The 14,622-nt window shown below is 66.2% G+C and carries 13 protein-coding genes; all 13 read right to left on the bottom strand.

Annotated elements, in window-relative coordinates; genetic code table 11:
- Positions 1–7 precede the first annotated feature (7 nt).
- The 13 genes from folC to leuC all read right to left on the bottom strand — a co-directional run bounded on the left by folC (position 8) and on the right by leuC (position 14,592).
- Entirely contained in the window at positions 8–1,306 is a 1,299-nt protein-coding gene (folC, locus tag ISF28_RS09165) for a bifunctional tetrahydrofolate synthase/dihydrofolate synthase (protein ID WP_198116852.1), read from the bottom strand.
- An 86-nt stretch (positions 1,307–1,392) separates the two neighbouring features.
- The gene (gene accD / locus ISF28_RS09160; protein ID WP_198116851.1) at positions 1,393–2,265 is read right to left on the bottom strand and encodes an acetyl-CoA carboxylase, carboxyltransferase subunit beta; all 873 of its coding nucleotides are present in this window, start codon (positions 2,263–2,265) and stop codon (positions 1,393–1,395) included.
- A gap of 161 nt (positions 2,266–2,426) precedes the next feature.
- Entirely contained in the window at positions 2,427–2,708 is a 282-nt protein-coding gene (locus ISF28_RS09155) for a hypothetical protein (RefSeq protein ID WP_198116850.1), read from the bottom strand.
- Between the two features lie 280 nt (positions 2,709–2,988).
- The gene (trpA, locus tag ISF28_RS09150; protein ID WP_198116849.1) at positions 2,989–3,786 is read right to left on the bottom strand and encodes a tryptophan synthase subunit alpha; all 798 of its coding nucleotides are present in this window, start codon (positions 3,784–3,786) and stop codon (positions 2,989–2,991) included.
- 41 nt (positions 3,787–3,827) lie between these two features.
- Complete coding sequence (trpB, locus tag ISF28_RS09145; RefSeq protein WP_198116848.1) at positions 3,828–5,072, bottom strand: tryptophan synthase subunit beta; 1,245 nt, start codon at positions 5,070–5,072, stop codon at positions 3,828–3,830.
- Positions 5,053–5,748 (bottom strand): phosphoribosylanthranilate isomerase, encoded by a 696-nt coding sequence (locus ISF28_RS09140; RefSeq protein WP_198116847.1) that lies wholly within the window; start codon positions 5,746–5,748, stop codon positions 5,053–5,055. The genes trpB and ISF28_RS09140 overlap by 20 nt, the downstream gene beginning before the upstream one ends.
- Positions 5,749–5,932: 184 nt before the next feature.
- Positions 5,933–6,730 (bottom strand): tRNA pseudouridine(38-40) synthase TruA, encoded by a 798-nt coding sequence (truA, locus tag ISF28_RS09135; protein WP_198116846.1) that lies wholly within the window; start codon positions 6,728–6,730, stop codon positions 5,933–5,935.
- A 12-nt stretch (positions 6,731–6,742) separates the two neighbouring features.
- Positions 6,743–9,781 carry a motility hub landmark protein FimV gene (locus tag ISF28_RS09130; protein ID WP_198116845.1) on the bottom strand — a complete coding sequence of 1,013 codons (3,039 nt, stop codon included), beginning with the start codon at positions 9,779–9,781 and terminating at the stop codon, positions 6,743–6,745.
- Between the two features lie 269 nt (positions 9,782–10,050).
- Positions 10,051–11,175 (bottom strand): aspartate-semialdehyde dehydrogenase, encoded by a 1,125-nt coding sequence (gene asd, locus ISF28_RS09125; RefSeq protein WP_198116844.1) that lies wholly within the window; start codon positions 11,173–11,175, stop codon positions 10,051–10,053.
- Between the two features lie 98 nt (positions 11,176–11,273).
- A complete protein-coding gene (gene leuB, locus ISF28_RS09120) occupies positions 11,274–12,344 on the bottom strand; it encodes a 3-isopropylmalate dehydrogenase (protein WP_198116843.1) in 1,071 nt (356 codons plus the stop codon).
- 12 nt (positions 12,345–12,356) lie between these two features.
- Positions 12,357–13,004 (bottom strand): 3-isopropylmalate dehydratase small subunit, encoded by a 648-nt coding sequence (gene leuD, locus ISF28_RS09115; protein WP_198116842.1) that lies wholly within the window; start codon positions 13,002–13,004, stop codon positions 12,357–12,359.
- A 2-nt stretch (positions 13,005–13,006) separates the two neighbouring features.
- Positions 13,007–13,129: an entericidin A/B family lipoprotein gene (locus ISF28_RS09110; RefSeq protein ID WP_082577193.1), complete on the bottom strand. Its 123-nt coding sequence runs from the start codon at positions 13,127–13,129 to the stop codon at positions 13,007–13,009.
- 62 nt (positions 13,130–13,191) lie between these two features.
- Complete coding sequence (gene leuC / locus ISF28_RS09105; RefSeq protein WP_198116841.1) at positions 13,192–14,592, bottom strand: 3-isopropylmalate dehydratase large subunit; 1,401 nt, start codon at positions 14,590–14,592, stop codon at positions 13,192–13,194.
- Positions 14,593–14,622 lie beyond the last annotated feature (30 nt).

Here is a 14,622-nt window from a genome sequence, read left to right as displayed (position 1 = left end):
TGTCACGTCAATGAAGAGAGGATTTACGGGCCGCCATCACGCCAGCCACGGTATAGAACGAGCCAAAGACCACTATTCTATCATCCTGTCCGGCCCTGCTTGTTGCATCTGCGAATGCTTCGGCCGGATTCGCGAACGTTTTGACGGAGAATTCGTCGTCTTTCGCGCCGCTCGGCTTCAATGCCCGCAGCTTCTCGGCCAGCAGCGCCGGGTCGGCCGAACGGGGCGACGGCAGCGCCGCCACGCACCAGTGGTCGATATTGGGCGCCAGGTGGGCGACGACGGCGTCGATGTCCTTGTCCTGCATGATGCCGAACACGGCGTAGGTGAAGCGGTGGAACCCCATATTGCCCAGGTTCTGGGCGAGCGTCGCCGCCGCGTGCGGGTTGTGGGCGACGTCGAGGACCGTCGTCGGCCGGCCCGCCAGCACCTGGAAGCGGCCCGGCAGCTCGACGAGCGCGAGGCCCGTGCGCACTTCCTGCGCGCCCACCGGCAGCACGTTGCGCAGCACTTCCAGCGCGGCCAGCGCGGCGGAGGCGTTCAGCAGCTGGTTGGCGCCGCGCAGCGCCGGATACGCGAGCGAATTGCGGCGCTGGTTGCGGCCGCCGTACGCCCACTGCTGCTTGTCGCCCTGGTAGTTGAAGTCGCGGCCCAGCAGCCACAGGTCGGCGCCGATCTTTTCGGCGTGGTCGATCAGCGCTTGCGGCGGCAGCGGATCGCTGCAGATCGCCGGCTTCCCGGGCCGGAAGATGCCGGCCTTCTCGAAGCCGATCTCCTCGCGCGTGTCGCCGAGATAATCCTTGTGGTCGATGTCGATGCTCGTGACGATGGACACGTCCGCGTCGATCACGTTGACGGCATCCAGGCGGCCGCCCAGGCCCACTTCCAGGATCGCCACGTCGACGCCGGACGTCGACAGCAAATGCATGATGGCGAGCGTCGTGAATTCGAAATACGTGAGGTCGATGTCGCCGCGGCGCGCTTCCACTTCATCGAAGGCGGCGATGAGCGCGGCGTCGCCGGCCATCTCGCCGTTGATGCGGGCGCGCTCGTTGAAGTCGAGGAAGTGCGGCTTGATGTACAGGCCGACCTTGTAGCCGGCCTGCAGCAGCATGGCCTCCAGCATGGCGCAGGTCGACCCCTTGCCGTTGGTGCCCGCGACCATGATCACGGGGCAGGAGAAGGCCAGGCCCATGCGCTCCTTGACGGTGCGTACGCGGTCCAGCCCCATGTCGATATGGGTTTCGGCATGGCGCGACTCGAGCAGCGCCAGCCAGTCGGGCAAGGTGGTCGGGAGGTTGTGCATGGGATGGGGTCCGGATGAAGCCTGACGCTGCAAAACACGTACGGCCGGGGGCTCGCGCGAGCCGCCGGCCGTACGCGATCAAACAATCAGGCGATGACGTCGGCCGGCTGGCTTTGCAGCAGGGCGAGCACGCGCGCGATTTCTTCGCGCATCTTGCGGCGGTCGACGATCATGTCGACGGCGCCTTTTTGCACGAGGAACTCGGAACGCTGGAAGCCTTCCGGCAGTTTTTCGCGCACGGTGTTCTCGATCACGCGCGGGCCGGCGAAGCCGATCAGTGCTTTCGGCTCGGCCATCACGACGTCGCCCATGAACGCGAACGAGGCCGAAACGCCGCCCGTCGTCGGGTCGGTCAGGATGCTAATGAACGGCAGCTTTTTCTCGGCCAGCTTGGTCAGCATCGCGGTGGTCTTGGCCATCTGCATCAGCGACAGCAGGCCTTCCTGCATGCGCGCGCCGCCGCTGGCGGTAATGCAGATGAACGGCACCTTCTGCTCGAGCGCCACCTGGGCGCCGCGCACGAAGCGCTCGCCGTTAACGGAGCCCATCGTGCCGGCCATGAATTCGTAGGCGAAGCAGGCGACCACGACCGGCAGGCTCATGATCGAACCGCCCTGCACGACGAGCGAATCGGTCTCGCCGGTGGCTTCCATCGCGTCCTTCAGGCGGTCGGGGTATTTTTTGCTGTCCTTGAACTTGAGGGTATCGACCGGCAGCACGTCCTGGCCGATCTCGTAGCGGCCGCCTTCATCGAGCAGCGCGTCGAGGCGCTCGCGGGCGCGGATCCGCATGTGGTGGCTGCACTTCGGGCAAACGTGCAGGTTCGACTCCAGGTCGGCGCGGTACAGCACCGACTCGCACGACGGGCACTTGACCCACAGGCCTTCGGGCATGGTCTGGCGTTTGGCGGCATCGGAGCGCTGGATCCGGGGGGGTAGCAGCTTTTCCAACCAACTCATGTTCTCTCCTTTGCGGCAATTCTGGAATTGGGCGTAGTGTAATCGCTCGATTACGGATTGTCGAATTCTTGCTGTTAATTACTTGCCTTCCTGACAAAGTTGCGCTAGCACAAATGAAAACCGGGACGCATGGTCCCGGTCATGGTTGGGCCCGGCCGGCGTCAACGGACTGCCGCGCCGACTTCCGCCGTGGTGAATTCGAAGCCCCCGATCCGTGCCGCCACCAGGTTGTAGATCAGCGCACCGATAGCGACGCCGACGAACGCGCCGATCGCATACGCCACCGGCATCACGACGAGCATGGCGATGCTGACGCCCGCCGGCATCACCGCCGACATGAACAGGCCCGCCAGGATGACGATGGGGATGGCGGTGACAAGATACACAGCGGCCATGACCTTGGCCGACTGCACGACGGAAACCTGCACGATTTGTTTTTTCATGGTGGATGCCGGAGTGAAGTGGAGGAAAACTGCCTCTCCACTCTATCCCGCCATTTCCCCCAAGAAAATCGATCGCATCAATATCAATTCGGGGTCCGAGCATTTTTTTATGCAGATTCGGGGTCAGAGCACATTTTTCCGAAGGCGCGAAATTCGCCGTCGATCAATTGATTCCGCAACAGCGCAGCTATACGTCCTCTGGCCGATGGATCAAGCGCATCCGCTAATCAACTGCTCGAAAAAGTGCTCTGACCCCGAGTTTATGCTCTGACCCCGAATTTCAGGCGTCCAGGGCGGCGCGGATGCCGGCGACGAAGGCGCGCACGGCCGCCGGGCCTTGTTCCTTCGGCGTGTTTTCCAGTTCCTGGATGATGCGGCTGCCGATGACGACAGCGTCCGCCACCGCCGCCACCGATTTCGCCGTCTGCGCGTCGCGGATGCCGAAACCCACGCCGATCGGCAGCTTGACGTGCTCGCGGATCGCGGCCACGCGCTTGGCCACGTCGGCCGTGTCGATGCCGCCCGCGCCCGTCACGCCCTTCAGCGACACGTAGTACGAGAAGCCGCTGCCGTAGCGCGCGACCTGCTTCACGCGTTCCGTGGTCGACGTCGGGGCGAGCAGGAAGATCAGGTCGAGGTCGGCGGCCTTCATCTCGGCGGCGAACGCCTCGCATTCTTCCGGCGGGTAGTCGACGACGATGGCGCCGTCGGCACCGGCGGCCCTGGCGCGGCGGACGAATTCGCTCTGGCCCATGCGCTCGATGGGGTTCGCGTAACCCATCAGCACGACCGGGGTATGCTGATTCGTCTTGCGGAATTCCGCGACCTGGGCGAACACGTCGGTCATGCTGACGCCGAACGTGAGGGCGCGCTCGCAGGCGCGCTGGATGACGGGTCCTTCCGCCATCGGGTCGGAGAACGGAACGCCCAGCTCGAGGACGTCGGCGCCGCCTTCCACGAGGGCGTGCAGCAGCGGGACGGTCAGCTCCGGGGCCGGGTCGCCGGCCGTGATGAAGGTGACGAGACCGGTCTTGCCCTGCTCTTTCAGGGCGGCGAAGGTGTGTGCGATACGGGACATGCTGTTTTCCTTGAATGTGGTTGCGAACGATGGATGGGGGCTCAGCCGAAGTTGAGTCCCGCCCGTTGCGCCACCGTGTGCATGTCCTTGTCGCCGCGGCCCGACAGGTTCACCAGGATGATCTGGTCGGCCGGCAAGGTCGGCGCCAGCTTGGCCGCGTAGGCGATCGCGTGCGACGATTCCAGCGCCGGGATGATGCCTTCGATGCGGCAGCAGTCGTGGAAGGCGGCCAGCGCCTCGTCGTCCGTGATCGACACGTACTGCGCGCGCTGGCTGTCCTTCAGCCACGCGTGTTCCGGCCCGACGCCCGGGTAGTCCAGGCCGGCCGACACGGAATGCGTCTCGATGATCTGGCCGTGCTCGTCCTGCAGCAGGTAGGTGCGGTTGCCGTGCAGGACGCCGGGCAGGCCGGCGCTCAAGGAAGCCGCGTGCTTGCCGGAGTCCAGGCCCTCGCCCGCCGCCTCGACGCCCACCAGCTTCACGCCCGGCTCGTCGATGTACGGATAGAAGATGCCCATCGCGTTCGAGCCGCCGCCGATGCAGGCGACGACGTAGTCCGGCTGGCGGCCCGTCATCTGCGGCATCTGCACGCGGCATTCCTCGCCGATCACGGACTGGAAGTCGCGCACCATCATCGGATACGGGTGCGGACCGGCGACCGTGCCGATGATGTAGAACGTGTTCTCGATGTTCGTGACCCAGTCGCGCATCGCTTCGTTCAGCGCGTCCTTCAAGGTCTTCGAACCCGATTCCACCGGCACGACGGTCGCGCCCAGCAGTTTCATGCGGTAGACGTTCTGCGCCTGGCGCTTGACGTCCTCGCTCCCCATGTAGATCACGCATTCGAGGCCGAAGCGGGCGCAGATCGTGGCCGTCGCGACGCCGTGCTGGCCGGCGCCCGTCTCGGCGATGATGCGCGGCTTGCCCATGCGCCTGGCCAGCAGCGCCTGGCCGATCACGTTGTTGATCTTGTGGGCGCCCGTGTGGTTCAGGTCTTCGCGCTTGAAGTAGATCTGCGCGCCGCCGCCCTGCTGCGACCAGCGCTTGGCGTGGTAGACGGGCGACGGGCGGCCGACGAAGTGCGCCAGCTCGTAGCGGAATTCTTCGAGGAACTCGGGATCCTGGCTGTAGCGGGCGTACGCTTCGTTCAGCTCGGCCAGCGCGTGGCTGAGCGTCTCGGCGACGAACGAGCCGCCGTAGGGGCCGAAGTGGCCGGTGGCGTCCGGCAGGTGGTAGTCGGGGGTCTTGAACAGCGCCTGGGCGCCGTTAACTTGATTGGCTTTCATGGTGTGTCTGGCTTTCGAGTGTGGCATCGCCGGCCCGCACCGCGTCGACGAACGCGGCGATCTTGCGGGCATCCTTGATCCCCTTCGCCGCCTCGACACCGCTACTGATGTCGACCGCGAAGGGACGTACCTGCGCCACCGCGCCAGTCACGTTGTGTACGCTCAAGCCACCACTCAAAACGACCCGAGGCGCGAGCTCTTTTGGAATAAGAGACCAATCGAAAACCTTTCCTGCGCCGCCATAGGCATCCACGTAGGTGTCGAGCAGGAGGCCCGAGAACCACGGCGACGCGGCGCGGTATTGAGCTTCCGATTCTAGCAAATCGGCGGCGGTCGTGTCGGGTTTTACCCGGAACGCCCGCACGAACGGGCGTTGCACGGCGTCCGCCAGCGCCGCGCACTGGTCGGGCGACTCGTCGCCATGGAATTGCAGCAGCGCGACCGGCCCGGCCGCGACGACGGCGCGGACCTCGTCCACGGTCGCGTTGACGAACAACGCGACGGCGTTCACGAACGGGGGCAGTTCCCGCGCGAGGTTCGCATAGCGCTTGGCGGTGACGTAACGGGGACTCTTTGCGTAGAACACGAAACCGAGGGCGTCGGCGCCGGCGGCGACGGCGGCGTGCAGGTCTTCAGTGCGGGTGATGCCGCAGATCTTGATTCGGGTACGGGGCATATCGAGGGGTTATCGAGGGGTCAGAGCCCGATTTTGGTTCTCCAGGGGCTCTGACCCCGAAGTCGCCAGCCGTTGCTCAGCCAATTGTTGGGTTGTTGGGTTTCGAATTATGGAGACGTCGCGGCAGAACACCGGGGTCAGAGCCCCCAAAAACAAATTCGGGCTCTGACCCCTAGGCTAACTCCTATAGCCAAGGCGCGGCCACCGGCTCCTGCGGCAAGCCCCACTTCGGATCGTAGTCGATTGTAGCAAGGTACAGCCCATCCGGCATGAAGGTGGGCGCGGCGGCGTCGCGCGAGCGCGCGTCGAGCACCTCGGCCATCCAGCCCGGCTCGTTGCGCCCCGTCCCCACGTAGATCAGCGAGCCGACGATGTTGCGCACCATGTGATGCAGGAACGCGGACGCGCGCACCGTGAACACGATCACGTCGCCGTTGCGCTCGATCCCGATCTCGTGCATCTGCTTGACGGGCGAATTCGCCTGGCAGCCGGACGCGCGGAAGCTCGTGAAGTCGTGCGTGCCGATCAGGTGGGCGGCTGCTTTGCGCATGCGGTCCACGTCGAGCGGGCGGAACACCCAGCCGGCGCGGCCGGCCAGCAGCGCGGACGGGTTGGCGTGGTTGTACAGCACATAGTGATAAGTGCGCGAGCGGGCCGAAAAGCGCGCGTGGAAGTCCTGCCCTTCCGCGTCCGGCGCGACCACGTGGGCCCAGCGCACGACGATCGATTCGGGCAGGAAGGCGTTGGTGCCGCGCACCCACGATTGCGGCGCGCGCTCGAGGTCCGTGTCGAAATGGACGACCTGCTCGATGGCGTGCACGCCGGCGTCGGTGCGGCCGGCGCACGTCGTCGCGAGCGGCGTGCAGGCGAATTTTTCGAGCGCGATTTCCAGCTGATCCTGGACCGTGTCGCGCGATGGCTGTTTCTGATACCCGTTCCAGGCGGTGCCCACGTACTGGACACCCAAAGCGATGCGTGCCAAAGACCCGTTACCTCACGCCAGCGCCGCGCGCATCGAGTTGGCGCGCGCCGCCTGCTCGGGGTTGCCACCGCGGATGACTTCGTCGAGCAGCTCACGCGCCCCTTCCTTGTCGCCGATTTCCTGGTAGGCGATGGCCAGGTCGAGCTTCGTCTCCATCTCCATGTGGGCCGCCGACAGCGCGGCCGGTTCGGCCGGTTCGGCCGGCGCGGCGAAGGCCGGCTCGGACAGCGCCTGCACTTCCGGCAGCGGCAGCGAACCGTCGGCCGGCAGGTCGAGGTCGAAGCCGCCCATGTCGAACTGCGGCGCCGCCGGTTCCAGCACGATGCGGTCAGGCGTGACCCGGTCAGGCTCGGCGAACGCCGCGTCGGCCGGGGCCGGCGTGGCCGGAATGTCGAACAGGTGCTCGTCCAGCGCGGCCGGCGGGATCGAGGCCGGGCTTGGCGCGGCCGGCGTCTCCGCCATGTCGAAATCCATCGCGTCGAGATCGAACATCGGATCGCGCTCGGCGGCCGCGGCCTGCGGTTCCGGCTCGGGCGGCAGGCTGGCCTGCAGCTCCGTCGGCAGGTCGGGCAGGTCGAATTCGCGCGCCAGGTTGGCCATCTCGATGTCGGCGGCGGCGGCCGTTGCCTCGGCCGGGGCTGCGGCCGGAGCCAGCAGATCGTCTTCCGTGTGCTCTTCCAGCTGCGGCACCGGATTCGCGGCCGGGGCGGCGAAATCCATGTCGAACGCGAAGTCGAGCGGGTCGTGCTCCGCCTTCTCCGGCTCGGCGGCCGGCGCGGCCAGCGGTTCGACCGGCGCCGGGGCGGCCGTCGGCGCCTCGAACGCGCTCATGTCGAATTCCAGGTCGGGCACGTCGTCCGCGGCGGCGACCGGCTGCGCGGCCTGCGGTGCGGCCTGCGGCGCGGCCGCCGGCTCCACCGGCTCGAACGCCAGGCCGCCCAGGTCGAAGTCGAGCACGTGGTCGTCCTCGACAGGCGCCGGCTCGGTCGACGGCGCATTCGTCACCGGCGCCGGTGCCGGCTGGGCCGTCGCCATCGCGTCGGCGAAATGCTGGCTGAAATCGATCGGCTCCTCGGCGACATGGGTGTCCGCGAGGTGCGCCTCCGCGAGGTGCGCCTCCGCGACGGGCGCGCCGAAGACGTCGTCCAGTTCCTTCGACAGCAACGCCTGCTGGCCCAGCTCCTCGGTGCTCGGCGCCGGGCCGGTGGGCGCGGCGGTGTGCGCGTACAGCGGGTTGTGCGCGTCGATGGACAGGCCCAGCGCGGCGGCCTGCGCCCACTCGTCGCCCTGGCCGCGCGTCATCGCGTAGAGCTCCGTGGCCTGCGCCTCGAACGCGCGCTGGTCCTTGCGGGCGGCATAGATCTCGAGCAGCTTCAGGCGCACCGGATAGCGTTCCGGATGCGTGCGCAGGGCTTCCTTGAGGATTTCCTCGGCCTGGGCGTCGCGGCCGTAGGCGATGTAGACGTCGGCTTCCGCCACCGGATCCACTTCGTTCGTGTCGAGCTGGCTGGCCGACGGCGCGAAGCTGGAATTGAAGACGCTGTTGTTCGTGTCGACGCTCTGCCCGCCCGTCTCGGCGAACATCGAGTGCGCCGGCTCGGTCGGCACGCCGAGGATCGACGGCTCCACCACCGGCTTGACGGTCTTCTGCTTGCGGCGCTGGGCGACGAGCAGGCCGCCCAGCAGCAGCGCGGCCGCGCCGCCGCCGACCAGCGCCAGGTTGTTCATGATGAAGTCCATCAGGCCCGGTTCCGGCGGAGCGGCGGGCTTGGCCGCGGGTTTGATGGTCGGCAGCTTCTTCGGCGCCGGCTGCGCATGCGGCGCGGCCGCGACCGGCGGTTTCGCGGGCGCGGCGGACGGCGTCGACGCGTTCTTTTCCGCTTCGGCGCCGGCCTTGTTCTTGATCGTGGCCAGCTTCTCGAGGTCGTTCACATTGCGTTCGAGCTCGCGCACGCGCGACTGCGCATCGGCCAATTCCTTTTCCTTGGCGATGCGGTCCTCGGCGCTCATCGTCGCGCCCTTGCCGGCGGGCGCCTGCGGCGCGGCCTTCGACAGGCGCAGCTTGTCCACGGATTCGTTGGCGGCAGTCGGGCGTTCCTCGACCTTGGCCGTGATCTTGCCGGCCGCGCTCTGCCCCGCCTGCGGGGTCTTGACGGGCTCGGACGCGCCCACCTGGCCCGCCAGCTTGTTGCGGTAGGCGTTGAAGTCGGCCGCGTGGGCGACGACGACGCCATGCGCCTCGGCGTCGTCGGTGGCGCGCACGACGTCGGCCGACGGCACGCGCAGGATGCGGCCCGACTTGAGGCGGTTCATGTTCTTGTCGATGAAGGCCTCGGGGTTCGCGCGGTACAGCGCGACGAGCATCATGTCGAGCGAGACGTCGACGGGCTTGAGCTGGGTCGCGATGCGGCCCAGGCTGTCGCCCGGCTTGACGTGGTATGTCGACGGCGCGGCGGCGGTCTGCGCACCCTCGCCTTCCGTGGCGGGATGCACGCGGCCGCGCGGTGCGGGCGCGGCGCGCGGCGCCTCACCGGGGCGCGGCTGCGCGGGTGCCGGCGCCGCGGCTTGCGGGCGCGGTGCGGGCCGCGCCTCGCCGGCCGCGACCTGGGCCGACTGCGTCGCGCGCAGTTCGGCCGGGTCGAGCAGGAACGTGTATTCGCGCACGAGGCGGCCGTTGTTCCACGACAGTTCCAGCAGCATGTCGACGAACGGCTCGTTCAGCGGCTGCGTGGAGCTGACGCGGATGAACTGGCGCCCGCCGCGCTGCTCGACGTTGAAGCGCAGCGACAGCAGGGCGGGATTGAAATCGATGTTGGCGGCCTTGAACGCATCCGGCGACGCCAGCTTGGCCGTGAGTCCGGACGATTCGTCCCCGGACACCGCCGTCAATTCGATCTCGGCGCGCAGCGGCTGGCCGAGCGCGGACAACACCGTGAGCTTGCCGAGGCCGGCCGCATGCGCCGCGGACGTCAGGACCAGCGCACTTGCGACCGCCGCGGTGAGCTTTTTCAACGCGGACGACTTCATCGGAAAGCGGTGAGTGACATGCATAGATTCGAAAGCGGAGTGGGTTGACGGGGGCGTGCGACCATGCCCGGAGGTCTCAGCAACATATCATCATGCACTGTGGCATGCAAGTTCTGCGGGGAGAAACATTCAGCGAGTCTGAGATATGTAGACGGTCTATTCAGACTTGTGATGTTTTTTGGATGGTTCGGTGTCAATTCGTCATGTACGGAGGATAAGCCGTCGCGGTCGGCGGAATGAAAAAGGGCGACCCGGGCCGCCCTTTTCATTCCGCCCGCAGGTGACAGATTACATCACTTGTCCAGGACGATGCGCAACATGCGGCGCAGCGGCTCGGCGGCGCCCCACAGCAACTGGTCGCCGACGGTGAACGCGGAGATGTATTCCGGGCCCATCGACATCTTGCGCACGCGGCCGACCGGGATCGTCAGGCTGCCCGTGACGGCAGCCGGGGTCAGGTCGCGCACCGACGCTTCGCGCGTGTTCGGCACGAATTTCACCCACTGGTTGTCGTTCGCGATGATGTCGTTGATCTCGTCCAGCGGCACGTCCTTCTTCAGCTTGATGGTCAGCGCCTGCGAGTGGCAGCGCATCGCGCCGATGCGGACGCACAGGCCGTCGACCGGGATCACATTGTTGCCGGCTGCGTTGCGGCCGAGGATCTTGTTGGTCTCGGCGCCGCCCTTCCACTCTTCCTTCGACTGGCCGTTGCCCAGGTCCTTGTCGATCCAGGGGATCAGGTTGCCGGCCAGCGGCACGCCGAACTGCTTGGTTTCCTCGGCCGACAGACCGTGCTGGGTGGCCAGCACGCCGCGGTCGATCTCCAGGATCGCCGATGCCGGATCGTCCAGCAGGTTCTTGACGGACGCGTTGATCGTGCCGAATTGCGTGAGCAGTTCGCGCATGTGCTGGGCGCCGCCGCCGGACGCGGCCTGGTACGTCATCGACGTCATCCAGTCGACCAGGTCGTGCTTGAACAGGCCGCCCAGGCCCATCAGCATGCACGACACGGTGCAGTTACCGCCGATGAAATTCTTCACGCCGCGCACCATGGCGTCCTTGATGACGTTCAGGTTGACCGGGTCGAGCACGATGACGGCGTCGTCCTCCATGCGCAGCGTGGACGCGGCGTCGATCCAGTAGCCGTTCCAGCCGCTGGCGCGCAGTTTCGGGAACACTTCGGTCGTGTAGTCGCCGCCCTGGCACGAGATGATGATCTCGCATTTCGACAGTTCGGCAATGTCGGTTGCGCTTTTCAGCTTGGTTTCGTTTTTCGCCATCTTCGGGGCGTCGCCGCCGGGATTCGACGTCGTGAAGAACACCGGCTCGATGTGGGCGAAATCGCCCTCGTCCTGCATGCGCTGCATGAGGACCGAACCGACCATGCCGCGCCAACCAACCAGACCTACTAATTTCATTTTGATCCCTCGCTTAAAGTTATTCCGCCCCAGTCGGCGTATTCCTGATTGCTTGCATTTGGTGGGCACGAGGTGCCCACCCTACAGCTAACGCTAACTCAAGCCAATGCGTTGACGACCGCCTCACCCATCTGCTCGGTGCCGACCTTCGTCGTGCCTTCTTCGTAGATGTCCGGCGTGCGCAGGCCCTGGGCCAGCACCTTCTTGACCGCGTTTTCGATGCGGTCGGCCTGCTCGGCCTTGCCCAGCGTGAAGCGCAGCATCATCGCGGCGGACAGGATGGTCGCCAGCGGATTGGCGATGCCCTTGCCCGCGATGTCCGGCGCCGAACCGTGCGACGGTTCGTACAGGCCCTTGTTGTTGACGTCCAGCGACGCCGACGGCAGCATGCCGATCGAACCGGTCAGCATCGCCGCTTCGTCCGACAGGATGTCGCCGAACATGTTGCCGGTGACGAGCACGTCGAACTTCTTCGGCGCGCGCACGAGCTGCATCGCGGCGTTATCGATGTACATGTGTTCGAGCTCGACGTCCTGGTATTCCTTGTGCACGTCGGTGACGATGTCGCGCCAGAACTGGAAGGTCTCCAGCACGTTGGCCTTGTCGATGCTCGTCAGGCGGCGGTTGCGCTTGCGCGCGGCCTGGAACGCGACGTGGGCGATGCGGCGGATCTCGCCTTCCGCATAGCGCATCGTGTCGAAGCCTTCGCGCTGGCCCGCGAACGGACCGTCCGGGCATTCGCGCACGCCGCGCGGCTTGCCGAAATAGACGTCGCCCGTCAGCTCGCGGATGATCAGGATGTCCAGGCCCGAGACCACTTCCGGCTTCAAGGTGGAGGCGCCGGCCAGTTCCGGATACAGGATCGCGGGACGCAGGTTGGCGAACAGGCCCAGTTCGCGGCGCAATCCCAGGATGGCCTGCTCCGGACGCAGCGAGCGCTCCAGCGAGTCATATTTGAAATCGCCGACGGCGCCCAGCAGCACGGCGTCGGCGGCTTTCGCCAGCGCCAGCGTGCCTTGCGGCAGCGGATGCCCGTGCGCGGCATAGCCGGCGCCGCCGACCTCCGCGCTTTCAAGTTCAAACGATTCGCCCAGCGCGTTCAGCACCTTGACGGCTTGCGCGGTGATTTCGGGACCGATGCCGTCGCCCGGCAGGATTGCAATCTTCATTCTCGTTCTCGTTCAGATGGTGTTGGCGAGCCAGGGTTGTGCTGCTAAATGCCGTTCTTCGAAGGCGCGGATCTCGTCCGCGTGGCGCAACGTGAGGCCGATGTCGTCCAGGCCGTTCAGCAGGCAGTACTTGCGGAAGTCGTCGATGGCGAAGCCGAACGCGAGGCGGCCGTCCGGCGTGCCCACGGTCTGCTTCTCGAGGTCGACGACGAGCTTGTAGCCGGGGAACGCCTTCACTTCATTCATCAGCTGGTCGACCTTGGCTTCGTCCAGCACGATCGGCAGCAGGCCGCCCTTGAAGCAGTTGTTGAAGAAGATGTCGGCGAAGCTCGGCGCGACGATGGCGCGGAAGCCGTATTGCTGCAGGGCCCACGGCGCGTGCTCGCGCGACGAGCCGCAGCCGAAGTTCTTGCGGGTCAGGAGGATCGACGCGCCGGCGTAGCGCGGCTCGTTCAGCACGAAGTCGGGATTGACCGGACGCTTGCTGTTGTCCATGCCCGGCTCGCCGTGGTCGAGATAACGCCACTCGTCGAACAGGTTGGGGCCGAAGCCGGTGCGGCGGATCGACTTGAGGAACTGCTTCGGAATGATGGCGTCGGTGTCGACGTTGGCCCGGTCGAGCGGGACCACCAGTCCTTCATGTACGATGAATTTATCCATGATTATTTACCGCCGGCGCCCGTGATGACCTGGCCGACCTTCTGCACGTCCTTGCCGACGCCGGAGATGGTGTTGCAGCCTGCTGCAGCGATTGCGATGAGTGCGAGAGCTATGATCTTTTTCATATCAGTTATGGTCAGTCGGGGTCAGAGCACACCTGAAAAATTCGTGCTCTGACCCCGAATTATCAGATTTTACGAACATCCACGAAATGACCGGCAATCCCGGCCGCCGCGGCCATCGCCGGCGACACCAGGTGCGTGCGGCCGCCCTGGCCCTGGCGGCCTTCGAAGTTGCGGTTCGACGTCGACGCGCAGCGCTCGCCCGGATCCAGGCGGTCGGCGTTCATCGCCAGGCACATCGAGCAGCCCGGCTCGCGCCATTCGAAGCCGGCGGCCTTGAAGATCGCATCCAGGCCTTCGCGTTCCGCCTGTTCCTTCACGAGGCCGGAGCCCGGCACCACCATCGCCAGCTTCACGTTCGACGCGCGCTGGCGGCCGCGCACGACGGCGGCGGCGGCGCGCAGGTCTTCGATGCGCGAGTTGGTGCAGGAGCCGATGAACACCTTGTCGATGCGGATGTCTTCCATCGCGGTGTTCGGCTTCAGGTCCATGTAGACCAGGGCCTTTTCCATCGCATCGCGCTTGACCGGATCCTTTTCCTTGTCCGGATCGGGCACGCGGCCGTCGATCGTCGTCACCTGCTCGGGTGACGTGCCCCACGTGACCTGCGGGCGGATCTCCGCGGCATTCAACTGCACGACGAGGTCGAATTGCGCGCCCGGATCCGAGTGCAGGGTGCGCCAATAGGCGACGGCCTGTTCCCACTGCGGGCCGGCGGGCGCGAACGGACGGCCCTTGACGTAGTTGATCGTCGTGTCGTCGACGGCGACCATGCCGGCGCGCGCGCCCGCCTCGATCGCCATGTTACAGACGGTCATGCGGCCTTCCATCGACAGCGCGCGGATCGTCGAGCCGCCGAATTCGATGGCGTAGCCCGTGCCGCCCGCCGTGCCGATCTTGCCGATCACGGCCAGCACGATGTCCTTGGCGGTGACGCCCGGCGGCAGCTCGCCGTCGACCTGCACCAGCATCGACTTGGATTTCTTGGCCAGCAGCGTCTGGGTGGCCAGCACGTGCTCGACTTCCGACGTGCCGATGCCGTGCGCCAGCGCGCCGAACGCGCCGTGCGTCGACGTGTGCGAGTCGCCGCACACGACGGTCATGCCCGGCAAGGTCGCGCCCTGCTCCGGGCCGATCACGTGCACGATGCCCTGGCGCTTGTCGTTCATGTTGAAGTACGTGAGGCCGAAGGCCTTCGCATTGCCGTCCAGCGTTTCGACCTGCAGGCGTGAGGTGGGATCGGCGATACCGTGCGAGCGGTCGGTGGTCGGCACGTTGTGGTCGGCTACGGCAAGATTGGCCGAAGTGCGCCATAGCGGACGATGCGCTTCGCGCAGGCCTTCGAACGCCTGCGGGCTGGTGACTTCGTGGACCAGGTGACGGTCGATATACAGCACGGTGGTGCCATCGGCATCGGCACGCACGACATGCGAATCCCAAAGTTTGTCGTAGAGCGTTTTTAACATAATGAGGTGCGAAATCCATTAAAACGACCG

The organism is Massilia rhizosphaerae (genome assembly GCF_016093545.1).
GTDB classification, from domain to species: domain Bacteria; phylum Pseudomonadota; class Gammaproteobacteria; order Burkholderiales; family Burkholderiaceae_D; genus Telluria; species Telluria rhizosphaerae.
This window is presented reverse-complemented; position numbering and strand designations above follow the sequence as displayed.